Here is a 23,700-nt window from a genome sequence, read left to right on the forward strand (position 1 = left end):
CGAAAGAAGACTTCGCAGATTTTTTAATTTAAAAGTCCTTCCACTACAATATCGTCTGAAAATCTATAGTGCCTTACTTCTCTTATTTTCAGCGCATCGCAAACGTTTTCAACGCCCTTACCCAGCACCGGAGAGGTATCCCCACATCCTCCAATTATGATGGGAGCGATAAATACAATAATTTTATCCGCAAGACGTTCTTTCAGTAATGAGGTGATTATTTTGCTACCACCTTCCACCATAATATTGGTCAACCGCATTGACCCCAGTTTTAAAAAGAGTTCTTTTAAATCAACATGATCGTAATCGCCATTTGTTTCTATAACCCGGCATCCCGATTGCCGTAATATCTCAACTTTTTTTTGGGGGGCGTTTTTACTCACCGCGATAATTATTTCACTTTGTTGGACAGTCCTGATAAGCGCTGATGTTAAGGGAAGCGAGGCCCTGCTATCAATAATGATTCTTTTTGGATTTCTCCCCCCATTAAAGCGGCACGTCAATAGCGGATCATCTTTCAAAACGGTGTTAATTCCCACCATAACACCGTCAACCTGACTTCGTAATGTATGAACATACCGGCGGGATTCTTCCGACGTAATCCATTTTGAATCGCCGGTGACGGTGGCAATCTTCCCATCAATCGACATTGCCCACTTTACAATTATATAAGGCATCCCCTTTTGAATTAATTTAAAAAAAGGGGCATTAAGTTTTTTGGCTTGATCTTCCATGACGCCCATGCGCACAGTTATTCCCGCAGCCTGTAATTGCTTCACCCCTTTGCCGGATGTAACCGGATTAGGGTCCACGCATGTAGTTACAACCTTTGCAATTCCCGCCAAAATTATAGCGGCAGCACAAGGCGCGGTTTTGCCATAATGAGCGCATGGTTCCATGGTTACATATAGCGTTGCGCCTTTGCAATTTACTCCGCCTTCATTTATCGCGTGTATTTCCGCATGAGCGCCGCCATAGTTCTTATGATACCCCTTCCCCACGATTTCATTGTTTTTTACAATGACAGCGCCTACCATTGGATTCGGTTCAACCATCCCCCTGCCTTTTTCTGCAAGTTCCAATGCAAGCGTCATATATTCTTCGTCATGTTCTTTCATAAGCGGCATAACTATCCCCGCAATTTTTCTATCAGTTGGAAATAATTAGGAAATGTTTTAGAGACACATTTCGGATTTTTAATAAATATCCCGTCTGATTTTAATCCTATCAAAGCAAAACTCATTGCCATGCGATGGTCATCATAGGTTTCTATTTCCGCAGGTTTCGGCATAGAAGGTTCAATCTCAAAACCATCTTCATATTCCGTGACAGATATCCCCATTTTCCGCAATTCTTTTGCTACAGCGGCGATTCTATCCGTTTCCTTAATTCTCATGTTTTTAACATTTCGCACCCTTGTTTTGCCTTTCACATAAACCGCAACCGCCGCTAATGTTTGAGCCACATCAGGCATATCCCCCATATCAACATCTACGCCATGTAATGCCCTGCCGCTGACTTCTATCCAGTCCCTTCCCCTATCCACATGACATCCCATTTTTTTTAAAACATCGGCAAATTGGACGTCGCCCTGCAAAGAATCTTTTCCTACACCTTCAACCCGCACTCTTCCGCCGGTAATCGCCGCAACAGCAAAAAAATAAGACGCTGCGGAAGCATCTCCTTCCACTTCATAAGAAATTGTTTTGTACCGCTGTCCACTTTTCACCAACAGTCTTTTGTAACCGATATTTTCAACAGTTACGCCGTGCTTGCCCATTAAATCAATGGTCATATCAACATAACGCTTTGACACCAGATCGCCCTTCACTTCTATTGTCACATCATTCTCTGCATAGGGAGAAACCATTAATAAAGCGCTAAAATATTGACTGCTTAAATCGCCATTCACTATAGCCTTCCCTCCCTTTAACCCCTTGCCCTTGATGATGACCGGAGGGCAGCCATTGTCAAGTTTTGATTTTACTTCAGCGCCAAGTTGGTTTAAACCCTCCAGCAAATCCTGTATAGGTCTTTGTCCCATTCGTTCCACGCCGCCAATTTCATACACCCCGTACCCTAACGTAAGCAGAGCGGTAAGAAATCTCATGGCAGTCCCGGCATTACCAACAAACAGATTTGCCTTCTCTGCGGGAATACACCCCCCCTTGCCATTAACAATAAATGTATTCGTGTCTTTTCGCTCCTCCACAGGAATCCCAAGAGAATTTAAACATGACGCCATATAATGTGTATCATCGCTAAAAAGGGCATTATTTATTGAAGAGATTCCGTCGGCAAGTGCCGTTGTAATTAATGCCCTGTTTGTATAACTTTTTGAACCTGGAACCCGAATTATCGTGTTTATTCTTCCTGTAACAGGTTTAATCTCAATCACATTCATTCTGACATCCCGTCCGTTTAAAACTTGTTGTTCATGATATAATAGATATTTTAATTTTACATCTGATTGACTGCAAACAAACTCAATATAGCAAACATATAGCGAATTAAAAGAAAATAATGCATACGTCAAATATTTGAAAAAATATATTTAATAATCGTCATGTTCTGTTTTTCCACTATTTAAAAAGAACCATGACTGTCTGAATAACACATGTTCCAAAATTGACTTTGTTTCTGTGATTTGATAGAATCCCGCTGATTTTTAAAATACTAATAGGTACGACAGCTTTCTTTATATTGTTTTATTGCTTGGGAAAAATAAAGGTGGACAAATGAAACATTTTTTAAAAAAAGAAAAGGAATTAAGAAAAAAAGCCTTTGCTGATAAGCAAATTGAGGAGACCGTTGATTTTTTGCGACAACAGGGTATTGAAACTGTTTGGGATATACAGGCGGCTTACGATACAAGCCTGTTTGGATTAAAAGACAGGTGTGGATTTGGAAGTCATGGACTCTGTTGCCGAAACTGCAACCTTGGTCCCTGCCGGCTGGATAGTGAAGAATTACCTCTTCATACAAGGCTTGCAGCCCCAAAGGTAAAGAGGAGTTCCTGCGGCAAAACGGCTGATAATATGGTTGCCGGTATGTTTCTTCAAACGGTGCTGCGCGGCACAAGCTCGCACCTGGGGCATGCAATACATGTGGCGAAAGCGTTTGTCGCGGCAGCTAAAGGGTCTGAAAATTTCCCAATAAAAGATGAGGCAAAACTTTATGCCGTGGCAAAAGAATTGGGCATAAATACTGACGGCATGCAAATGCTTGATATTGCTAAGGAAGTCGGTCAAAAAGCGATGGAAGACCTTGTTGGGCAGGGAGAGGGACCTATGAATTTTGCTCTTGCCCTTGCACCAAAAAATATTGATAAACTGGCAAAGGCAGGCATTGTTCCTCAAAAAGGCGCTGCAGAGGCAATAGTTCAGGGAATCCATAGTACCGCCCAGGGGATGATGAGCAGCACAGACCACCTTATCATGTCGTGTTTAAAATACGGGGTAATTGATGTATTGGCCCTCTACATTTCAACACAATTACAGGACATTTTGCTGGGAGTACCCACACCCAAAGAAAGCTCGATAGGTATGGACGCACTCGATAAAGACAAGGTAAATATCCTTGTACATGGCCATGTGCCGGTACTTTCTGAAATGGTAGTTCATTTTGCAAACAAACTTGAGGACATGGCAAAAGAGGCGGGGGCGAAAGGCATTAATGTGGTAGGAACCTGCTGCACCGGTACGGAAGTATTAATGAGGCTCGGCATACCCATGGCTGGTAGCACAATTATGCAGGAACTTGTGGTTGGCACAGGACTGGTAGACGCCGTATGTGTGGATGTACAGTGTGTGTATCCATCACTTTCGTCAATTACAAAGGGGCTCCATACCCGATTAATTACTACCATGCCTGAATTGCGGATGGACAATGATACCTATATTGAATTTACTCCGGAAAACGCCCATGAATCCGCAAGGCAAATTGTAGAGGAGGCAATCAAAGCGTATAAAGATCGTTTGTCTGACCGCGTATTTCTGCCAAAAGCCAAGGGGCATAAATTAATGGGTGGCTTTTCTACCGAGGTAATGATTGACGTCCTGAAAAAATTAAATGCCCAACAGCCGCTAAAACCGCTTGTCGATCTTATAGTGGATGGTTCTATTCAGGGCGTTGCCGTGCTTGCCGGTTGTTTGTCCTCAAAGATTCAAACAGACATGAGTTTTGTTATCATGGCAAAGGAGCTTTTAAAGAATAACGTTTTGGTCCTTGCTACAGGCTGCGCGGCAACGGCATGCGCGCGTCACGGATTACTGACAGGAGAGGCGAAAAAATATGCAGGTGATTCTTTGCGGGGTGTTCTGGAAACAATAGGAAAAACCTCTGGATTAAATGGAAGCATCCCCCCTATCCTTCACTTTGGTTCATGCGTGGATAATTCACGCTGCGCTGTATTGGCTTCAGCCATTGCAGATTATCTGAACACATCCATCGATAAGCTCCCTCTTGTTGCAAGCGCCGCCGAACATGTTGTGGAAAAAGCGGCCGCTATTTATATGGGGGTTATGGCGCTTGGAATTACCACACACATTGGTGTAACGCCAAAGCTTGGAGGTTCTCCGTATGTAATTGATATGCTCACCAACAAACTGGAAAGTATCACCGGCAGCACATTAATCATTGAAATCGACCCTGTTGAATCGGCAAAAAAGATGATACATCATATTCAAAAGAAAAGAAGGGCATTGGGGATATGATAATTTTCAACACATCAGTACCTTAGTCAGCAATCTACAGTCGGCAAATTGCAGATTGAGGACTGAGGATTGAGGACTGCAGACTGTTTTCGTGTTTGTTTGGCTATGGCAGCTTAATGGGTAAGAAAGAGGTGTATGATTCAGGCACAGGGCAATCGCATCATAACGGAAATCTTTTTGGTACTTTACAAAAATAATCGTCACCCCATCCGGCCATTCATTTTTTAGTACCAATATAGTTTTAGAAAAAACCAATAGTAGCGATGTTTGCCGCATATTGTAGGGGAGAAGCATTTGCTATAAATTGTTATAAATGCGTTCATGCCCAAACCGGCAAATGTTTAGCCCCTGCTTTTCCAAAAAACTAAAGTGTTACTCCGCATGTCATTTTATTATGTGTAACGTCCCAGTTGAGCGGTACCGGCTACAAACAGAACCGAGAAGCGCCGCGGCCGAGTCACGGCATCCGCCTCGAACGTAATGTTATACATCTATCTTTGTGGAAATCCTCAAAGACTTCACTACTCTATTCCAACCAGAAAGCTTTCTAAAGTGGACGGGTCGGTTCCGGTTTCCGTTCATAATAATCATAATTATAAGTAGGTGACTATGGTCACATCTTAAATAATAAATATTAAGAAAAGAAATTGGAAAATCTTTACAGGCTATCACGAAATACAATACAAATTCACAAATTTCCTTTTAAACATTCATTGTTTTTTCCCACCCGCTATTCTTTTATGCGAAAATTAACCTGCCTTTAGGTTCGGGAACATGACGTCCTAATTCCTTAGCAGTCTCTAGCCAATCTTTGATAACAATTTCAGCATTACTGAGCGCCTCCTGATATGTAGCTCCATCGGCTGCACAGCCTGGCAATTCCGGAACTTCTGCAATGAAGGCATGATCCTCTACGCTCCAGTAGATAATTATTTCATATCTGCTCATTTTCTTTGTCTCCCAACTTGTATTTTAATATTATATTGCGTACCTGTTTAACTCCTAAGCTAAGCCCCCAGCTATGCTGGGGAGAATGGCAAAAGCTATGCTGAAGTATTTGAAAAAGGAATGAGCTTTTGAGATTATTATTGCTCCTAAATCCTGCAAACGATTTTCGCAATGCGAAAATCAGTATTTTCCACTACCAAGATTGGCAAAAAGCGATAACAGATATCCGTTTTTTAGCAATTGTGGTAGCGCTATTGTACTACTTTAAACAAAAAGACATGGGAAATTGTCGGAAACGTGCTCTCTGATGCAATGAAAATCAAGATAGGGATGTACTGTCTCCATCTGCGGTATACTTACCACTCTCAAAAGACTAAAAAAACGAAATACAACGTCGGTTTTCTACTGAAAAACTACATCCAGTGACATGCGTTCCCACTTTTCCCATTCCTCCTGATGGAGAAATTTCTCCGGCAATTTTAATGTCATCTGCCGGCTTCTCTCCACCAGTTTCCCTGCCACACGGATTAACCACAGTCTCATCGTCTTTACTTCCCACTTTTGTATCACTCCACCACTGAGCAATCCCATCCACTTCAAAAGATTATACGCTAACACCGCACACTGAAATAGCGCAGCATTGGCCAAAAATTCACCCGTACGTATGTGCCCCGCATTCATCTGTCCTTTACTCTCTTCTATCAAAGTCTCGCAGGTAGCCCTCTTTCCATAACAACGATGCGCTTCCATCGGACTTAACCGCTCCGTTGTAACGTAACAAAAATACTCATACACGGACACTTCTACTAATTTCTTTTCTCTTTTGACCAATTGCCGCACTGCCACAAAACGTCTCGCACGATCCCACCCTGCACATCGATACCAAAATTCAGCCTGTTCCCATCCTGGCTCCCCTTTCACCTCATTCCATTTCTGCCCTTCAAGCAATCCTTCCAGATTCTTCAGCTTTACCTTAATCAGATATCCCGCCAATATTGACTCAAGGTATTCAAGTAATTCTCCGGTAAAAAAACCGCTGTCTCCCCGAAATACCACCCTTACCCCCTTATTCATGTACGCCATACATTCCTTCATGAACTCTACTACTCCGTTACTCGTGTAGGCGCTTCCACAGCGGAACCAACTATGTAATACCTCCTTTGTTTCTGCAATAAATGCCATTAAGGGATGATACGCCTTCTGCCCCTTCTTGTGCGGATTATATCCTACCTCTGCACCCTCCTGTTTCCCATATACACCATCTACGGTAGAATCAACATCTATCCATACTTCGCAAAGAGCACTCCTGAGTTTATGGCCTGATCTCACCGCACGCTTCCATATCTTTCCCCTAAACCGGTGGATCACCCCCGTCAGTTCCACTATATCTCCCTGACTCGCCAGCTTCATAATACGTCCTATCGTAGTATCTACAGGTACCTCTTTCCACCCGGACATCTTCTTCAATACCTCATCTGTACACACCTTCATCACCTCTACCATCGATGTCGCCCCTGCTATCAACCCTATCACTACCATTTGTACCGCATCGACAAACTGATACCGGGCATTTGCTCCACGATCCTTATGGACCGCTTCATGGACTCTCTCCCGGAACATCAGCTTACCCATAAAATTCAATACCGGTAAAAGCCCTGCATGTACCGTTAAGCCTTTCCCGCTCATCTCTGCCTTGATTTTCGGTTGTCTTTTGCTGTATTTTTTTGCTATATTCTTCATCGAAATGGTGAATCTCCTTTCAGGTGTTTTTTGTTATCAATATACCGCCGAATACCTTGGAAATCCTACCATTTCAATCCTATTCCTGCAACAAGGCTTTGCCTTGTTTGCAGGATTTAGGTTGCTTATTATTTCCACCTGTCAATTACAAAAAATTAAACATTTCAAAGAAAAGGCGGGGTCAAATCTTAATGATTGACAAATAGCTTGTATCTGATATGATACCCGCATGGCAAGACCACTACGCATACAATATAAAAATGCATTATATCTTGTGACCTGCCAGGGTAACAAGCGTAAGGCAATATTCAGGGATGACCAGGATAAGAAACTGTTTCTTGAGTTGTTGAATGACGGGCTGAAAACTTATACTAACCTTCTGTATGGTTACGTTCTCATGGAGAATCATTTCCATCTGCTTTTAGAAACACCCCTCGCCAATCTCAGTGAATTTATGAAATGGATTAACATTACCTACACCGCATATTACAATAAAAGACACAAAAGGACAGGCCATTTGTATCAGGGGAGATACAAGAGCATTCTCCTTGAAAAGAAAGCGTATCTGGATATTGTGTCCCGATATATTCATTTAAACCCTCTCAATACGAGGCTGGGGAAAAAACTGCCGCTATCGGAAAAGAGAAATTATTTGAAGAACTATGCGTGGAGCAGCCTTTTAGGTACTATCGATCATACCAAAAGAAATGACATTATAGCGTATGCCGGGGTACTTGAGCCATATGGAGGCGACAACAAAAAAGGACGGCAATTGTATTGGGAGGCTGTTTGCAGTGATTTGCCGGCAGGTATTAAAATAAAAAATATGGTTGTTGGTGGAAACATACTGGGGAGCACCGGGTTTATCAACAGGGTGAGAGATAAATATTTACCGCTGAGATCACGTGAGATTTTACCTGCACGGCGGTTAAAAAACTATATCAGAAAAGAGACCATCATTAAAGCACTCTGCAAGGAGACAAAGAAAAGTTTTGATGAAATAAAGAATGAACGGGGTGTAATACGGCAAATAGCCATGGACTTATTGTACCGTTTTGGCGGGCTAAGCGGAACGGAGATCGGAGAAATGATGGGGATTGGCTATAGCACTGTAAGCATGGAGAGAAAACGATTACGGGCAAAACTTAAAGGCAACAGGCATCTTTCCGGGATTATCAAAAGGATTGAAGCTATCCTCCAATGAGAAGGCATTGACCCCTCTCCCCTTAAGCTAGCATAGCCAGAATCAAACAAACACGAAACAGTCCTCAGTCTTCAATCTTCAGTCTTCAGTCGGCAATCCTCAATCGGCAATTTGCCGACTGCCGACTGTAGATTGCCGACTGCAAAAAGATACTAATAAAGCAGCTCCCCGATTACTTCTCCCGCACGACATTTCCAGACCGCATTATGACTATTGAAAAATCGCGATTCCACCAATTTATTATAAAACAAAATAATTTTGACCGGCTAGGGTTTGAAAATTGGGTTTTTTACCCCGGCATGTTGTTTAATGATCATCATAAATGGTGGTCAGATGCAGGTATTCGCCGCCAACCTCACGAAGGAGTTGATTTCTGTTTTTACCGGGATACAACGGGAGGTATACGTACTATTGGCTATAAAACAAAGATCCCGGCGCTCTATGATGGAAGGGTAGCGCATATCCACGATGATTTTCTGGGCAAATCTATCTATGTGCAGCACAATACCTACGACGAGCGCAGACATGCGCTTTTCACTATATATGGACATACCATTCCAGTGAATGGCCTTAATACGGGAGATATGGTGAGCGAGGGCAACATACTTGCAACCACCGCAAATGTGCGGGAACATGCAAGGATTCTTCCCCATGTGCATATCACAGTGGCATGGATACCTGTATCTTTTCCCCATGAAAGACTTACATGGAAAATGATAAATGCCCCACAGATAACCACCCTCTGTAATCCTCTTGAGTTTATCGATTGCAAATTTACCGTTGAAAGGGAATGGGTCGATCCGGAGGATTATTTTCCGGCAAAAGACTGATTTTTGGCTTACCGAATTATTCTCCCATGTTACAAAAAGAAATGAATCAAAATTGTTTCCCTTCTGATTGCAACGCCTCAAAGCCCGCTACTATATCAAGAAGTTCTTCAGTGATAGAGGTCTGATACTGATGACGATAGGACATATTCAACCCTTCAACCGTTTCTTTTATATTTTTTTCTGCAGTTTGCATGGAAGAAAGCCGGCTTGCGTTTTCACTTGCCATAGACTCTGCAAGTGCCCGATAGAGTAAAACAAAAATATACTGGCGAACAAGCGTTGAAAAAAGTTTCCTCCTCTCCATTGTAAATGTTGGAATTATATGAGATGGCCATTTTTTCCCCGCTAACGCATCCAACCATTCCTGATCCAGCGGCAAGAGATGCGCTGTTTGAGGTTTGCAGGAAGTGCTGGATAACAATTTATGGTGAAACAAAATAACCTTTGTAATTTTCCCCTTCTCTTCCAAACTGTTAAGCGCCGTTACAATTTTGTATCCGGTTTCTACAAGCTCTGAGTGGGACGCCGGTACAGGGAATATTTCTTCAACAGGATGCCCTCGTTCTTCGATAAGATCTGCTGCCCGCACTCCGACGCAGAGCAAAACATATCGTTCATGGGCAATGCTTTTGCTGTACATGCTTTCCAGCGCATATGATGTTATTTGACTATTGAATCCGCCACAAAGGCCATGGTCGGAACCGAATACCACGGCGCATCCTGCAGTTTTTTCCTTTCCTGATATTTTTGAAACAACTTCTCCCTCTCCTTTTTGGAGAACCACCTGAAGGCCCATTTCAATGGTTCGGTAGTAACCGGAAACCGCTTCAACAGCTTCCTCATAATGGCGAACATTTATCGCTGCAAGCGTTTTCATAGTTTTTACTATGGCATGCAAATCTTCAGCGCTCTGAATTTTCCTCCTCAACCGTTCAAGTGTTAGCATCTAAATGCCCTCTTCTTTTTCAGCAATAACATTTCTTGCCAGAGAGACAATTTTATACCGGTCTTCGTCAATGAGTTGTTCTCCTTTTTCAATCTTCTGGCATACGTCAGGCAATTTTTCAGTCACTTCTTTACTGATGGCGGATTCCGCTGCAGAAATAAGCTCTATGGGCGATTTATCCAATAAGCCTTCCACTACTGCCATTAAAACAACAATTTGCACAGAAACCGGCACAGGTTGAAACTGTGGCTGTTTGAGAATCTCACGGACACGTTTCCCACGCTCAATAATTTTTCGGGTTGATTCATCTAACCGCGTGCTGAAACGCGCAAACCTCTCCAACTCCTCAAATTGAGCGTAAGAAAGCCGTAAATCACTTGCCACCATCCTGTAAGACGGAAATTGTGCCTTGCCCCCGACTCTGGATACCGACCTCCCTACATTTACAGCCGGCATAATCCCTTTCTGCGCAAGTTCCGGAGATAGATAAATCTGTCCGTCAGTGATAGAAATCAAATTTGTAGGAATATACGCCGAAATATTCTGCGCTTCCGTCTCAATAATAGGCAAAGAGGTCAAAGACCCTCCTCCAAGCTCTTTTTTCAGGTGTGTGGATCTTTCCAGCAGGCGGGAATGAATATAAAAAATATCGCCGGGAAAAGCTTCCCTGCCAGGCGGCCTTCTCAGCAGGAGGGATAGTTCCCGGTATGCCCGTGCATGATTCGTTAAATCATCGTACACGATGAGCACATCCTCTCCCTTATACATGAAATATTCCGCCATGGCAGTGGCGGCATAAGGAGCGATATATTTCATTCCGGGAGTCGATTCACCAGCGGCAACCACGATAATTGTATTATCCAATACATCATTTTTCCGAAGATCCGCTATCAATTTTGCCACGGAAGAACTTCTTTGCCCTATTGCGCAGTAAACGCAAATAACCCCCTTATCTTTTTGATTAATAATCGTGTCCAGGGCAATCGTTGTCTTTCCTGTCTGGCGGTCGCCAAGAATGAGTTCTCTTTGCCCCCTTCCTATGGGGATTAAGGCGTCTATCACCTTTATTCCTGTTTGCAGCGGTATATTTACCGGAGAACGGTCAATAATAGCCGGCGCTTCTCTCTCTATAATTTGACGGTGAGTTGTTCGTACCGGGCCATAATTATCCAAAGGCCTTCCCACAGCATCTATCACGCGCCCAAGCAGCATTTTACCGACAGGCACATCTATGACCTTGCCTGTCCGCTGCACTTCGCCTCCCGCTTTTATATCATCATCTTCGTCGAGCAAAATGATCCCAGCTTCCCCATGATCCAGGTTGAATACCAGGCCGGGAAGACTGCCGGAAAAAAGCACCATTTCTTCAGATTTCACATTCCATAAGCCATTTACCCGCGCAATTCCTTTTCCCACGTAAGTAACCGTGCCTGTTTCCCGTATTTCCAGTGGATATTCTTTTTTCTCCAATATCTGTCCGAAGGCATCAAATGCCTTGTTAATTTGTGTTTCCATGAGATTTCCAGTAGTCGCCATAATCATGATTACCTCGCTAATTCTTCATCCAATGTTTTATCCACTTCTTTCTCAAGGAATTTAATGTAATCATCGAGGTTCCATCCGATCCTGTAGTTTTTTACCCTGAAGTCTATTCCACAAATATGGTCATGGGGAGATATATATTGAATTTCCAGTTTTTCACCCATGACATTGCTGATTTCAGTGGTAATGATTTGCTGCTGTTCTGCAGGAATCTCAAACATACTGGTTATCACTGCCTGATAGTGTGATTGTTCTAAAATGTCTTTAATCTTGTTTTTCTCTGTGTTGCCAAGATTTCTGATTTTTTTAAGAAAGGTATCTGTCATATTTTTTTCAAGATCAGCACTTGAAAGATCCGACAATATTTTTCTCAGAATAGCATATATCTGCGTAGTCGTTTTTTTCCGGAGATTTGCAAGAAACGTTTCTCTCTCTTCCTTCAATGATTCATGCCATCGTTCTTTCAATTCTTCAACTTCCCTGCGTGCATTTTCAATAAGTTCCTTTTTCTGTGCTTCTGCTTCCAAACTTGCGCTGGTAAAGAGACTTTCGCATCTTGCATCATTTTCCTTATTTTTTTGAAGATAAAGTTCTCTTTCGTTGTCTGCGTCAATCATCTTCTGTTCCGCCGACTGCAATTTGGAAGCGATCATTTCTTCTCTTGCATTCATAACCGAAATAATCCTTCCATAAAGAAAATGCTTCAGGAGAAAAACAAGAAGCAGGAAGTTAAATATTTGGGCAAATACGGTGAACCAATTAATAAGCATCACTGTCCCCCGGCTTTAGTTATCACATAATTCCAAAAAGGATTTGCAAAAATAACAATCATAGCTACAACAAAACAATAGATCGCAGTGGATTCTATCATAGCCATGCTGACAAACAACGTCCTCGTAATTGTATTTGCCTCGTCAGGCTGCTGTGCAATTGAACTGAGAGCCTGAGCCGCCGCACGAGCCTCTCCCAGCGCGGGGCCAATCGAACCAACCGCTATTGTAAAACCGGCGACAATAATAGATACCATTCCAATCAGGCCAACATTATCCATGCTGTTTTACTCCTTTCCTTTTCCATATTTTTCTAATGTTTGTTCTTTTTCTTCATAAACCCGCGTTGCAGAAGCGATATACACGATAGAAAGAATAGCAAAAATGTACGCCTGTATTAACCCTGTCAGCAAGCCCAACGCCTGCATGAGAATGGGGAAAAAAATTGGCGCAATCGAAAGCAGGATTGCGATGATAACAGACCCGCTCATAACGTTTCCAAAAAGCCTGACTGCAAGCGCTATCGTACGGGAGGCTTCTCCCAAAATATTGAACGGCAACATGAATGGCGTGGGTTTCAAATAATGTTTCAAATAACCTATAAAACCGCGTTTTGATATTCCGTAAAACTGCACTGCCACAAATACACAAATGGCAAGCGCTGCAGTGGTTGATAAGGAACCGGTGGGCGATTGATACCCCGGAATAATACTCATAATGACAGACACTGAAATGAATAAAAATAACGTTCCCACGATAGGCAAAAACCTGTCCGGTTCCTGGTTGCTGATTGCCCGAATCTGTTTATTCATGCCTAATACAAGCGTTTCAAGAAGATTTTGCCAGCGGGATATCTTGCATTCTGTCGTCAATTTCTTCGTGCCAAACCATGACAGCGCAACAATCACTGCCATGGTAATCCAGGTATAGACAATGGTCGCATTTAATGCGATCGGCCCAATGTGAAGAACTATTGTATTGTCAGGACTTATATTCACGCATTACCCCCCACTATTTTGAATGGTATGTCATCTTCATCTTGGACCCTTCGGGAAGAAAACGTTTTACCAATACTCGTCGTACAATAAAGAACCCCACTAAACACACAAGTAATCGTTCCCAGCGGCCATCCATGATGAAATAAAATGTAGCCAGAACAATCGCCATGCGTATAATATAACTTAGCATAATCAGTGCGGAGGGGTATTTTATTATTGGAAGATAATGTATGGTACTCCACATGCCGGCAAAATTCAGCAAACCTACCGCCATTCCAACTGCAAGTGCAGTGGCAAGCGTAAATATATCATTTACCATAATCATTATTCCCCTTTGTTCCAGATATATTTAACAGTAAAGCAAGATTCACATTAATCATTTTTATCGGACATTTTTATCCAGCGCCACGCATTCAGGCAACCAATTGCTATGCCAACACTAAGAAGCGTAAGCGTCCATGACACAGGCGACGGCCATTTTTTATCAATCCAGATACCAAGTGCTATGCCAAGTAATGTGGGAATAGTTATCGACCAGCCTATGATCCCCGACATGCCCATGCCAAACCAAAACGATTTGGACTTCGATTCTTTCCTGCCTTTTATTTTACGCGATTCTTTTTTCCCTACTTCCACAACGAATTTTTTTAATACATCATCCTCTTTCTTTTGTGCAGGGTCAACCATGTCTGCTTTCACCAAGTTCAATAAATTGCCGTACAAAATTAATCTCAAGTTTTGCTACAGCGGAGCGAGCGGTTTTCTTTCGTTCATCATCTGAACGAAATTTATTTTCCACCGTTTCTTTCAATTTCCCAAGGTCAGGGCCACGAACGGCATTTCTTGTGGAAACAAGTACCTCGGCGCCACATTTTGCGAGAATCCCTTCATCAATAGCAAGGAATACTTCGCGTCCTTCCTGCTCGTATATTAAAAGCCCCGGAACAAGAGCAGATACAAAATCTACATGGCGGGGCAGTAAGCAGAAATATCCATTATCCGCTTCCGCAACGACCTTTTCAACTTCTTCGTTTATAAATATTTCAGTAGGAAGCAGTACTTTTAGTTTCATGGTTTCTTTGCTTCATCAATTCCGCCAATCATGTAAAGTGAGCTTTCCGGAAATGAATCGAACTCTCCATTCAAAATCCGCTCACATCCTTCCAATGCATCCTCAATGCCGACTGTTTTTCCTTTATGCCCGGTAAATTGCTCAGTCGTAAAAAAGGGTTGTGTAAAAAATCGCTCAAGCCTTCTGGCAAGATATACCGTCCTTCTGTCTTCCGGAGAAAGTTCTTCCAGACCCAGCATAGCGATAATATCTTTGAGTTCTTCATAGTTTGCCAATATTTTTAAAATTTCGCGCGCAATCTGATAATGCTTCTTTCCAACAATATGCGGCATAAGCATCTTTGACCCCGATTGCAACGGGTCAATCGCTGGATAAAGACCCTCGCTGGCTCTTTTTCGCGACAACACGATTGTGGCAGATAAATGACTAAACGTATGAACCGCAGAAGGGTCTGTAAAATCATCCGCAGGCACATACACTGCCTGAACAGAAGTAATTGACCCAGAAGAGGTGCTGCAAATTCGTTCCTGTAGTTCAGAGAGTTCCGTTCCCAATGTAGGTTGATACCCTACGCGGGAAGGCAACTGCCCCAAAAGCCCCGACACCTCGGAACCTGCCTGTATAAAACGAAAAATATTATCTATCAGGAGCAACACATCCTGTTTTTCTTCATCCCGAAAATATTCAGCCATTCGAAGCGCCGCATGCCCTATACGAAATCTCGCGCCTGGCGGTTCATTCATTTGCCCAAAGAGCATTACCGTATTATCCAAAACCCCGGCAGCTTTAATTTCCCGAAAAAGGTCCTCAGCCTCGCGGCACCGTTCACCTATACCGCAAAAGAAGCTTACTCCGCCGTAAATCCCCATGACTTTATGAATTATTTCAGTAATAAGCACTGTCTTTCCAACCCCGGCGCCTCCAAAAAGCCCTGCTTTTCCTCCCCTCTCAAGAGGTGCAAGCACATCGATTGCTTTAATTCCCGTACTGAAAATCTCTGTAGAAACGGAACGGCTGGACAGTGAAATCGTTGGCTGGTATATGGACTTCCACACAACATCACGAAGAGGTTCTCCATTATCAATAGTTTCACCAAAAACATTAAACATTCTCCCAAGTAATTCTTTTCCCAAGGGAACCCTTAACGTTTGTTCCATGTCGGTCAATATAAACCCCCGGTATAATCCCCCTGTGGGAGTTAGCGCTATTCCACGAACGGTTTCATGATCAAGATGAATCACTACTTCGATTACGTATTTTACATTTCCCAATTCTCCCCTGAGTTCATTATGAATAGGAGGGACTCTTCCTGGAAAGCGAACGTCCACAATACTTCCTCTTATCGATACAATCTCACCTTTATTGATTTCTTTTTGTAGTAACATGGGATGCATACTCATTTATTATCGTATTACTTGTTGAAATACTGGTAATACTTTATGTAGCAGCAATTCATCCGTCGCCGCTACACCGCTGATAATGGCGTTATTGTAGTATTTTAAAAAAACGGACCTGTTGCGAAAAATCAGTATAGGTCAAAAGAAAATTCAATGCAAGCACAATACGCTTGCACATTACTTACAAAACGAATGGTTAAAATATTTTGTAACACTTTGGTTTTTTGAAAAACGTAAGAGCGAGAGACGAGAAACGAAGGATATCCGTCGTCTCTCGTCCGTCATCCTTCGTCCTCGGTAGTTTATATTACGCTATAATAGTAGCCAGGAGGTTAAAATTATTATTGCATTTAACATTGAAAAAGATTAGAGATGCGGTAAGCGTATTTTGGGTTGAATAATTTAAAAACAGATGAAAGGAGAAAAACATGAACGGATCATTACAGGGGGCATGGAAGATAGGTACGGTAATGGGTATTCCAATAAGAGTGCATTTTACGTGGTTTATCGTCTTCGGTTTGATTACATGGTCTCTGTCAACTTTATACTTTCCAAAGGCAGCTCCTGACCTACCTGTGACATCTTACTGGCTAAAAGGCGCCCTTGCAGCCCTTCTACTTTTCGCCTCCGTAGCCTTTCACGAACTGGCCCATTGCATTGTGGCAAAGAGGTACAAAATTTCCATAGAGAGCATAACACTCTTTATCTTTGGTGGAGTTTCCAGGATGAAAAGTGAACCACCCCACCCAAGGGCTGAATTTAATATTGCTATTGCAGGGCCTCTTTCCAGTTTTTTTTTGTACGCTTTGTTTTACTTTATTTCTATGGGTGTATCAGGAAGCATGAAGACGCTTTTTATATACCTGGCACAAATCAATCTGATTATTGGGATATTTAATCTCATTCCGGGTTTCCCTTTGGATGGGGGGAGGGTTTTGAGAGCTATTTTGTGGAGTAAGAATAAGAACTTTTTTTCTGCGACGCAAAAGGCAGCTGGCGTCGGGAGGAAGATTGCCCTGTTTTTTGTCTTTTTCGGGTTGTTTTCTCTTTTTACAGGAGTGCCGGGAGGTCTGTGGCTGATGCTTATTGGTTGGTTTCTCTTTACGGCAGCCCAGGCAAGTTATCAGCAGTCAGCGCTTCAGGAATATCTTTTTGGCGTTAAAGTCAAAGACTTAATGGTGAGGGACCTGATTAACGTAAGTCCTTCCCTTAGCCTTGAGGAGGTTGTGAATAATTACTTTCTGAAATATGGCTACGGCGGTTTCCCTGTAGTAGAGGATGGAAAGTATCTTGGTATAATAACCCTGAAAGAAATAAAAGGCATACCTAAAAACGCTTTTGAAGATACAAGAGTCAGGGAAGTTTATCTGAAACATAAAAAGCAATGGGAAATATCCGCCGAAGCGGAGGCAATAAAAGCCCTTGAATCGATGCTGAGGGAAGATACAGGGAGGTTGGTTGTTAAGAAAGGGGCATCTATACAGGGACTCATAACCAGAAACGGCATTGCCCGTTATGTCCAAATCATCGGGAAATGACACGGTCAATTGATATTCTGCCTTACGAACCTGCAATCATACCGGCAGCAAAATATAACCGGAACATCTGCATCAGAAGGAAAGTAATAAGTCCCGGAAACTTAAAGCAAACCGGAGGTGCTTCGATGGTTCACAAAAAATCGGCATACACAATATCAAGGGAAGACTTTGATGCGGTAATCTTTGATCTTGACGGAGTGGTCACCGATACGGCAAGCGTGCATGCAGATGCATGGAAAAAGATGTTTGATGAATTTCTCTCCCAATATGCTGCCTGTAATAATAAGCCATTTCAACCTTTTGATATTGACGCAGATTACCGCCTTTATGTTGATGGCAAACCACGTTTTGATGGCGTGAGGAGTTTCCTCCGTTCAAGGGGTGTTAATCTGCCCGAAGGACAACCAGATGATTTGCCCGGCACAGAATCTATCCACGGCCTGGGCAAATTAAAGAATGAATATTTCCTGAAACACATCGGAGACCATGGCGCTGAAGTATATGATTCGACAATAGATTTTATACATAGTTTGAAAAAACAAGGCTGCAAAACAGCCATAATATCCTCGAGTAGAAACTGCGCCATGATCCTTGATTCAACAAATCTTTCATCCCTGTTTGACGTCAGGGTGGATGGACTGGATTCTGAAGTTCTTGGCATTAAAGGTAAGCCTGCTCCGGACATTTTCCTTGAGGCAGCAAGACAGTTAAAGGCGAAACCTGAACGTGCGGTTGTGATTGAAGATGCTATTTCAGGTGTTCAAGCAGGAAAAGCCGGCAAATTCAGGCTTGTGGTTGGTGTGGCACGGACAGGCGATAAAGAATCGCTGCTTGAAAACGGAGCTGATGTAGTAGTTGAAGACCTCTCTGAAATCGGCGTCAGGAACGATATTGAAGTAATTCATGGCCTGCCTTCCGCACTGGACAGCATTGATGATATTGCCAATCAGGCAAGGGGCAAACGCATTGCCGTTTTTCTTGACTACGACGGAACTCTAACCCCTATAGTTGAAACACCCGACAAAGCTATTATGGCAGAAGACATGCGGGAGGCTGTGATAAAACTTTCCAATAATTGTACGGTAGGAATAATAAGCGGTCGCGATCTAAAAGATGTGCAGGAGAAGGTGGAAATAGACTCATTTGTCTATGCCGGAAGCCATGGCTTTGATATTGCGGGGCCAGAGGGATTAAACATAAAGAGTCAGGCAGGGGCAGAATTTCTGCCTGTTCTCGATAAAGCAGAGAAGGAACTTTCCGAAAAGCTCCGCTCAATAGAAGGTGTGTTTGTGGAACGGAAAAAATTCGCTATTGCCATTCATTATCGCCTTGTAACTCCGGAGAAAGCCGAACTTGTAGATGAGATTGTGGATAAAGTGGCTTCCGTCTATCCTGAACTTAGAAAGGCATACGGAAAAAAGATATTCGAACTACAGCCGGATATTGACTGGCACAAGGGAAAGGCCCTGCTTACCTTATTAAAAGCATTGAAGCTTGACGGAGACGACGTACTGCCTTTTTATATAGGAGATGATGTGACCGATGAAGACGCATTCTGGACACTCAAAGGCAGTGGTATCGGAATTGTTGTCTGGGACGAACCCTATGAGACGGCGGCTTCTTATAGTCTTAAGAATCCGGAAGAGGTACGCAAATTCCTTTTGAAACTTATTCCATTAGGAGGTGGCCATGAATAACTGGACACTTTTATATGAAGACTTTAAACCTTCCATGGAAAGCCTCAGAGAAGCCCTTTGTACACTGGGAAACGGATATTTCGCAACACGTGGTACCTCGCCGGAATCTGAGGCTGACGAGATTCATTATCCCGGTACTTATCTCGCTGGAGGCTATAACCGGTTGAAAACTGATATTGCAGGCCGTGTAGTAGAAAATGAAGACTTGGTGAATATGCCAAACTGGTTACTCACGAAATTCCGGCCTGAAGGCGGCGACTGGTTTAATCTGATGACCGTCGACATTCTTTCCTATCGGCAGGAACTCAACATGAAAGAGGGCATTCTCTCAAGAACAGTGAGATTCAGAGATAGACAAAATCGCGAAACAACATTGATTCAACGGCGTTTTGTACATATGGCAAATATGCATCTTGCAGCGCTTGAAATTACAATCATACCTGAGAATTGGTCAGGGCGTATTCAAATACTCTCCGCCATGGACGGAACTATTATCAATGCAGGAGTTGAACGTTATAAGCAGTTAAACAGCAAACATCTTGCGCCTGTAAAAAGCGGAAAAGCCGATAATGACATAATTTATCTGCTTGTAGAGACCAATCAATCTCATATCCGTGTGGCAGAGGCTGCAAGAACCCGTGTTTATATTGAGGGTGAACAGATAGAAGTTGAAAGAAAGCCTGTTGAAGAGCCCGGCTATATTGCTCAGGAATTTTTTATTGAGGCAGTAAATAATACGCCTGTGACAATTGAAAAGATTGTTTCTTTTTATGCATCTAAAGACTTTGCCATTTCCGAACCTGCTCAGGATGCTGTTGAAGCTCTCAGGCATACCGGCAATTTCAAAGAATTATTCGAGCGCCATGCTATGGAATGGAACCATCTCTGGTACAAATGCGACATTCAGATAGCGGACAATGACCGTACACAGATGATTCTCCGCCTGCACATATTTCATATGCTACAGACGGTTTCCAGAAACTCGATTGATCTGGATATAGGTGTACCTGCAAGGGGTTGGCACGGAGAGGCATACAGGGGGCATATTTTCTGGGATGAGTTGTTTATCTTTCCATATCTCAATTTGAGAATTCCAGTGCTTACCAGAGCTCTGCTGCTTTACAGATACAGGCGGTTAAACAGATCTCGCATTGCCGCTCAAGAGGCGGGATTTAGAGGCGCACTCTATCCATGGCAAAGCGGAAGCGACGGAAGGGAGGAAACACAACAGCTTCATCTTAATCCCAAATCAGGCCGCTGGCTTCCGGACAACACACACCTCCAGCGCCATGTAAATGCAGCTATAGCGTATAACGTCTGGCAGTACTTCGAAACAACAGAAGATCTGGAATTTATGGCTACATATGGCACGGAAATGATTCTTGAAATCGCCAGATTTCTGTCAAGCCTCACCTCTTATAACAGAGAAATAGACCGCTATGAAATACTCGGTGTCATGGGGCCTGACGAATATCATGATAAATATCCTGACGCTGAAAAACCTGGGCTGAATAACAATGCCTATACAAATGTGATGACCGTCTGGGTATTGCGTACTGCTATTAAAGCCCTCAACAAGCTGAACCCTAAAAGGAGGTATGACCTTCTGGAAATAATTGGCTTGGAGAAAACCGAGATCGGACAGTGGCAGGACATTATCCATAAAATGAAGGTTGTCTTTCATGATGATGGCATAATCAGCCAGTTCGAGGGATACAATGAGTTAGCTGAATTCGACTGGGATGGTTATATCAAAAAATATGGAGATATACAGCGTCTTGACCGTATTCTGGAGGCGGAAGGAGATACAACCAACCGCTATAAGGCTTCAAAGCAAGCGGACGTACTCATGCTTTTTTATCTCTTTTCTGCAGAGGAACTGCACGAACTTTTTAAAGAAATGGGATACGATTTTGATCCACAAATTATTCCAAAGAACATAGAATACTATCTTAAGCGATGCTCTAACGGTTCTACCCTCAGCAATATTGTCCTATCGTGGGTTCTTGCCAGGTCAGATCGTACGGGATCATGGAATATTTTTAATAAGGCACTGGAAAGCGATATCTCGGATATACAGGGAGGCACTACACACGAAGGCATACATCTGGGCGCAATGGCTGGGACTGTTGATATTCTCCAGCAGTGCTATACAGGTATAGCATTCTGTGATGAGATGCTCCATCTGAATCCGAAAATTCCTGAAGGTTTGCAAAGACTCATGTTAAAGATAAAGTATAGGGGGAACTGGTTTGATATCAACATAACACCGGATGCATTGGCCATTACCTCAAGCAAAGAAAGAGACATAATAACGAAAATTTGTTTCCGCGAAAAGATATATGAAATTAAACCTGGCGACACTTTAAATTTTGATATAAAGGTATAAATGCCAATGGGCGTATTCCCGATTTTTTGTAAATCTTCACACCCGAGGTTTGCCTTTGTCGCGATGCTTTTCCTGTTGTTTGGCAAGAATCAGGCTTATAATAGCTGTTTAATAACTTTTATATTCATAATATATATAAAATCAAGATAATTTGGTTCTGGCTTACCACAGGTTAAAGTTGTTGGTATTATGCCCGTGTTAAGTGTCTGTATTTGATGCGATGAGGCTGGTCGGAGGCGGAGCCAATGCGTCTTTTTCTCTCTTCCTCGTATTCAGTATAGTTTCCCTCAAACCAGATAACCTTGCTATCCCCCTCAAAAGCAAGAATGTGGGTGGCAATCCTGTCAAGGAACCAGCGGTCATGGCTTATCACCACAGCGCAGCCGGAAAAGTTTTCCAACGCATCCTCGAGGGCACGCATGGTATTTACATCAAGATCATTTGTTGGTTCATCGAGCAGGAGGACGTTTGCGCCTTCTTTTAACATACAGGCAAGATGCACCCTGTTTCTTTCCCCTCCGGAAATAGCGTTCACCGGTTTTTGCTGATCCGCACCTGAAAAGTTAAATCGCGCCACATATGCGCGTGAGTTGACCTCTCTGCTGCCGATTTGAATTATGTCGTTACCGCCGGATATTGTCTCCCATATCGTTTTATTCGGATCGAGGGTTTCACGGCTCTGGTCTGCATATGCTAGTTTTACCGACTCCCCTATCCTGATTGTTCCGTTATCCGGCTTCTCTTGTCCGGTAATCATCCGGAACAATGTAGTTTTCCCGGCACCGTTAGGGCCAATGATGCCTACAATTCCACCACGCGGCAGTGAAAACGTCATATTCTCTATCAAAATACGGTCTCCGTATGATTTGAAAACCTTATCCGCCTCAATAACTAAATTCCCCAATCTCGGTCCTGGCGGGATGTAAATCTCCAGTTCTTTTATTTGTTTCTCGGTTTGTTGCGCAAGCAATGATTCATAAGAATTGATTCGCGCCTTTGATTTTGCGTGCCGTCCCTTCGGACTCATCCGGATCCATTCCAGCTCGCGTTGCAATGTCTTTTGCCGTTCAGTCTCTTGTTTTTCTTCCTGTTGCAATCTTTTCTGTTTTTGATCAAGCCATGAAGAATAGTTACCCTTCCATGGTATACCATATCCGCGGTCAAGTTCTAATATCCAGCCGGCGACATTATCAAGAAAATACCGGTCGTGCGTCACAGCAATCACTGTTCCTTCATATTTCAGCAAGTGTTGCTCCAGCCAGGCAACCGTTTCAGCATCGAGGTGGTTCGTCGGTTCATCCAAAAGCAGGATGTCCGGTTTTTTTAAGAGCAATCTGCAAAGCGCCACACGCCGTTTTTCTCCACCTGATAATATCTTTACCGGTGTATTTCCCTCAGGGCAACGTAGCGCATCCATTGCCATTTCAAGCCGGGAATCAAGGTCCCAGGCATTAAGCGCGTCAATCTTTTCCTGAACCGCCCCCTGCCTTTCTATCAAAGCATTCATTTCATCGCCTGACATTGGTTCTGCAAATTGTTCGTTTATACGGTTATATTCATTGTGGAGATCTACCAATTCCTGGACGCCTTCTTCCACAATCTGACGCGCCGTTTTTGTTTCGTCAAGCAAGGGTTCCTGTTCAAGAAATCCTACCGTATATCCCTGTGAAAGCGTTACCTGTCCGTTATAATTCTCGTCTACTCCTGCCATTATGCGTAAAAGAGAACTCTTTCCCGAACCATTTAAACCAAGCACGCCAATCTTAGCGCCGTAAAAATAGGAAAGCGAGATGTCTTTTAATACGGGTTTTTTTTCATAAAACTTGCTCACACTGTTCATGGAATAAATAACTTTGTTCGGTTGATTGCTCATTTTGGCATGCCTCCGGGAAAAATTGTTACATGGTTTTTTCT

20 protein-coding genes are annotated in these 23,700 nt (G+C 43.0%); 6 read left to right on the forward strand and 14 right to left on the reverse strand.

The window, feature by feature from the left end:
• Positions 1-23: 23 nt before the first annotated feature.
• The gene (gene ribD / locus M5U24_RS16550; protein ID WP_230405658.1) at positions 24-1,127 is read right to left on the reverse strand and encodes a bifunctional diaminohydroxyphosphoribosylaminopyrimidine deaminase/5-amino-6-(5-phosphoribosylamino)uracil reductase RibD; all 1,104 of its coding nucleotides are present in this window, start codon (positions 1,125-1,127) and stop codon (positions 24-26) included.
• A gap of 2 nt (positions 1,128-1,129) precedes the next feature.
• Positions 1,130-2,404: a 3-phosphoshikimate 1-carboxyvinyltransferase gene (aroA, locus tag M5U24_RS16555; protein ID WP_230408019.1), complete on the reverse strand. Its 1,275-nt coding sequence runs from the start codon at positions 2,402-2,404 to the stop codon at positions 1,130-1,132.
• Positions 2,405-2,738: 334 nt separating this feature from the next.
• Between aroA and cooS the strand changes: the two genes are divergently transcribed.
• Positions 2,739-4,715, forward strand: coding sequence for an anaerobic carbon-monoxide dehydrogenase catalytic subunit (cooS, locus tag M5U24_RS16560; protein WP_164995071.1), 1,977 nt, complete (start codon positions 2,739-2,741; stop codon positions 4,713-4,715).
• 738 nt (positions 4,716-5,453) lie between these two features.
• Here cooS and M5U24_RS16565 read toward each other — a convergent pair.
• Together M5U24_RS16565 and M5U24_RS16570 are read right to left on the reverse strand one after the other, a co-directional pair.
• Positions 5,454-5,663 carry a type II toxin-antitoxin system HicB family antitoxin gene (locus M5U24_RS16565; RefSeq protein WP_099326708.1) on the reverse strand — a complete coding sequence of 70 codons (210 nt, stop codon included), beginning with the start codon at positions 5,661-5,663 and terminating at the stop codon, positions 5,454-5,456.
• 402 nt (positions 5,664-6,065) lie between these two features.
• Entirely contained in the window at positions 6,066-7,403 is a 1,338-nt protein-coding gene (locus tag M5U24_RS16570; protein WP_099323988.1) for an IS1380-like element ISCku8 family transposase, read from the reverse strand.
• Positions 7,404-7,632: 229 nt separating this feature from the next.
• On the opposite strand from M5U24_RS16570, the gene M5U24_RS16575 reads away from it, so the two are divergent.
• Positions 7,633-8,607 (forward strand): transposase, encoded by a 975-nt coding sequence (locus M5U24_RS16575; RefSeq protein WP_099326710.1) that lies wholly within the window; start codon positions 7,633-7,635, stop codon positions 8,605-8,607.
• Between the two features lie 206 nt (positions 8,608-8,813).
• On the forward strand, positions 8,814-9,437 hold the full coding sequence (locus M5U24_RS16580; protein WP_099326711.1) for a peptidoglycan DD-metalloendopeptidase family protein: 624 nt from the start codon (positions 8,814-8,816) through the stop codon (positions 9,435-9,437).
• 46 nt (positions 9,438-9,483) lie between these two features.
• On the opposite strand, the gene M5U24_RS16585 is transcribed toward M5U24_RS16580, so the two are convergent.
• The 9 genes from M5U24_RS16585 to atpD are packed head-to-tail and all read right to left on the reverse strand — an operon-like array spanning position 9,484 to position 16,150.
• Positions 9,484-10,383 carry a F0F1 ATP synthase subunit gamma gene (locus tag M5U24_RS16585; RefSeq protein WP_099326712.1) on the reverse strand — a complete coding sequence of 300 codons (900 nt, stop codon included), beginning with the start codon at positions 10,381-10,383 and terminating at the stop codon, positions 9,484-9,486.
• Positions 10,384-11,919, reverse strand: coding sequence for an alternate F1F0 ATPase, F1 subunit alpha (locus tag M5U24_RS16590; protein ID WP_099327122.1), 1,536 nt, complete (start codon positions 11,917-11,919; stop codon positions 10,384-10,386).
• An 8-nt stretch (positions 11,920-11,927) separates the two neighbouring features.
• The gene (locus M5U24_RS16595) at positions 11,928-12,695 is read right to left on the reverse strand and encodes a hypothetical protein (protein ID WP_099326713.1); all 768 of its coding nucleotides are present in this window, start codon (positions 12,693-12,695) and stop codon (positions 11,928-11,930) included.
• Complete coding sequence (locus M5U24_RS16600) at positions 12,695-12,976, reverse strand: F0F1 ATP synthase subunit C (RefSeq protein ID WP_099326714.1); 282 nt, start codon at positions 12,974-12,976, stop codon at positions 12,695-12,697. The genes M5U24_RS16595 and M5U24_RS16600 overlap by 1 nt, the downstream gene beginning before the upstream one ends.
• Before the next feature lie 6 nt (positions 12,977-12,982).
• Complete coding sequence (locus tag M5U24_RS16605) at positions 12,983-13,693, reverse strand: F0F1 ATP synthase subunit A (RefSeq protein WP_099326715.1); 711 nt, start codon at positions 13,691-13,693, stop codon at positions 12,983-12,985.
• 13 nt (positions 13,694-13,706) lie between these two features.
• Positions 13,707-14,012 (reverse strand): ATP synthase subunit I, encoded by a 306-nt coding sequence (locus M5U24_RS16610; protein WP_157820735.1) that lies wholly within the window; start codon positions 14,010-14,012, stop codon positions 13,707-13,709.
• Positions 14,013-14,065: 53 nt separating this feature from the next.
• The gene (locus tag M5U24_RS16615; protein WP_099326717.1) at positions 14,066-14,380 is read right to left on the reverse strand and encodes an AtpZ/AtpI family protein; all 315 of its coding nucleotides are present in this window, start codon (positions 14,378-14,380) and stop codon (positions 14,066-14,068) included.
• Positions 14,373-14,765 carry a F0F1 ATP synthase subunit epsilon gene (locus M5U24_RS16620; protein ID WP_099326718.1) on the reverse strand — a complete coding sequence of 131 codons (393 nt, stop codon included), beginning with the start codon at positions 14,763-14,765 and terminating at the stop codon, positions 14,373-14,375. The genes M5U24_RS16615 and M5U24_RS16620 overlap by 8 nt, the downstream gene beginning before the upstream one ends.
• The gene (gene atpD, locus M5U24_RS16625) at positions 14,762-16,150 is read right to left on the reverse strand and encodes a F0F1 ATP synthase subunit beta (RefSeq protein WP_298203050.1); all 1,389 of its coding nucleotides are present in this window, start codon (positions 16,148-16,150) and stop codon (positions 14,762-14,764) included. Before atpD ends, M5U24_RS16620 begins: the two co-directional genes overlap by 4 nt.
• A gap of 440 nt (positions 16,151-16,590) precedes the next feature.
• On the opposite strand from atpD, the gene M5U24_RS16630 reads away from it, so the two are divergent.
• The 3 genes from M5U24_RS16630 to M5U24_RS16640 all read left to right on the forward strand — a co-directional run bounded on the left by M5U24_RS16630 (position 16,591) and on the right by M5U24_RS16640 (position 21,786).
• Positions 16,591-17,700 (forward strand): site-2 protease family protein, encoded by a 1,110-nt coding sequence (locus M5U24_RS16630; RefSeq protein ID WP_099326719.1) that lies wholly within the window; start codon positions 16,591-16,593, stop codon positions 17,698-17,700.
• Between the two features lie 125 nt (positions 17,701-17,825).
• Positions 17,826-19,397 (forward strand): trehalose-phosphatase, encoded by a 1,572-nt coding sequence (otsB, locus tag M5U24_RS16635; protein WP_099327124.1) that lies wholly within the window; start codon positions 17,826-17,828, stop codon positions 19,395-19,397.
• Positions 19,390-21,786: a glycosyl hydrolase family 65 protein gene (locus M5U24_RS16640; RefSeq protein WP_099326720.1), complete on the forward strand. Its 2,397-nt coding sequence runs from the start codon at positions 19,390-19,392 to the stop codon at positions 21,784-21,786. Before otsB ends, M5U24_RS16640 begins: the two co-directional genes overlap by 8 nt.
• Positions 21,787-21,973: 187 nt before the next feature.
• On the opposite strand, the gene ettA is transcribed toward M5U24_RS16640, so the two are convergent.
• Positions 21,974-23,659 carry an energy-dependent translational throttle protein EttA gene (gene ettA, locus M5U24_RS16645; RefSeq protein ID WP_099326721.1) on the reverse strand — a complete coding sequence of 562 codons (1,686 nt, stop codon included), beginning with the start codon at positions 23,657-23,659 and terminating at the stop codon, positions 21,974-21,976.
• Between the last annotated feature and the right edge of the window lie 41 nt (positions 23,660-23,700).

The organism is Candidatus Kuenenia sp., from assembly GCF_027493735.1.
GTDB lineage: Bacteria > Planctomycetota > Brocadiia > Brocadiales > Brocadiaceae > Kuenenia > Kuenenia stuttgartiensis_A.

Bases quoted from the DNA above. Each gene is read 5' to 3' on its own strand.
- M5U24_RS16570 (WP_099323988.1), bottom strand. From the start codon at position 7,403: ATGAAGAATATAGCAAAAAAATACAGCAAAAGACAACCGAAAATCAAG.
- M5U24_RS16615 (WP_099326717.1), bottom strand. From the start codon at position 14,380: ATGGTTGACCCTGCACAAAAGAAAGAGGATGATGTATTAAAAAAATTC.
- M5U24_RS16610 (WP_157820735.1), bottom strand. From the start codon at position 14,012: ATGGTAAATGATATATTTACGCTTGCCACTGCACTTGCAGTTGGAATG.
- aroA (WP_230408019.1), bottom strand. From the start codon at position 2,404: ATGAATGTGATTGAGATTAAACCTGTTACAGGAAGAATAAACACGATA.
- ettA (WP_099326721.1), bottom strand. From the start codon at position 23,659: ATGAGCAATCAACCGAACAAAGTTATTTATTCCATGAACAGTGTGAGC.
- M5U24_RS16600 (WP_099326714.1), bottom strand. From the start codon at position 12,976: ATGGATAATGTTGGCCTGATTGGAATGGTATCTATTATTGTCGCCGGT.
- M5U24_RS16585 (WP_099326712.1), bottom strand. From the start codon at position 10,383: ATGCTAACACTTGAACGGTTGAGGAGGAAAATTCAGAGCGCTGAAGAT.
- M5U24_RS16590 (WP_099327122.1), bottom strand. From the start codon at position 11,919: ATGGCGACTACTGGAAATCTCATGGAAACACAAATTAACAAGGCATTT.
- cooS (WP_164995071.1), top strand. From the start codon at position 2,739: ATGAAACATTTTTTAAAAAAAGAAAAGGAATTAAGAAAAAAAGCCTTT.
- M5U24_RS16640 (WP_099326720.1), top strand. From the start codon at position 19,390: ATGAATAACTGGACACTTTTATATGAAGACTTTAAACCTTCCATGGAA.
- ribD (WP_230405658.1), bottom strand. From the start codon at position 1,127: ATGCCGCTTATGAAAGAACATGACGAAGAATATATGACGCTTGCATTG.
- M5U24_RS16595 (WP_099326713.1), bottom strand. From the start codon at position 12,695: ATGCTTATTAATTGGTTCACCGTATTTGCCCAAATATTTAACTTCCTG.
- M5U24_RS16620 (WP_099326718.1), bottom strand. From the start codon at position 14,765: ATGAAACTAAAAGTACTGCTTCCTACTGAAATATTTATAAACGAAGAA.
- M5U24_RS16580 (WP_099326711.1), top strand. From the start codon at position 8,814: ATGACTATTGAAAAATCGCGATTCCACCAATTTATTATAAAACAAAAT.
- otsB (WP_099327124.1), top strand. From the start codon at position 17,826: ATGGTTCACAAAAAATCGGCATACACAATATCAAGGGAAGACTTTGAT.
- M5U24_RS16630 (WP_099326719.1), top strand. From the start codon at position 16,591: ATGAACGGATCATTACAGGGGGCATGGAAGATAGGTACGGTAATGGGT.
- M5U24_RS16565 (WP_099326708.1), bottom strand. From the start codon at position 5,663: ATGAGCAGATATGAAATAATTATCTACTGGAGCGTAGAGGATCATGCC.
- atpD (WP_298203050.1), bottom strand. From the start codon at position 16,150: ATGTTACTACAAAAAGAAATCAATAAAGGTGAGATTGTATCGATAAGA.
- M5U24_RS16575 (WP_099326710.1), top strand. From the start codon at position 7,633: ATGGCAAGACCACTACGCATACAATATAAAAATGCATTATATCTTGTG.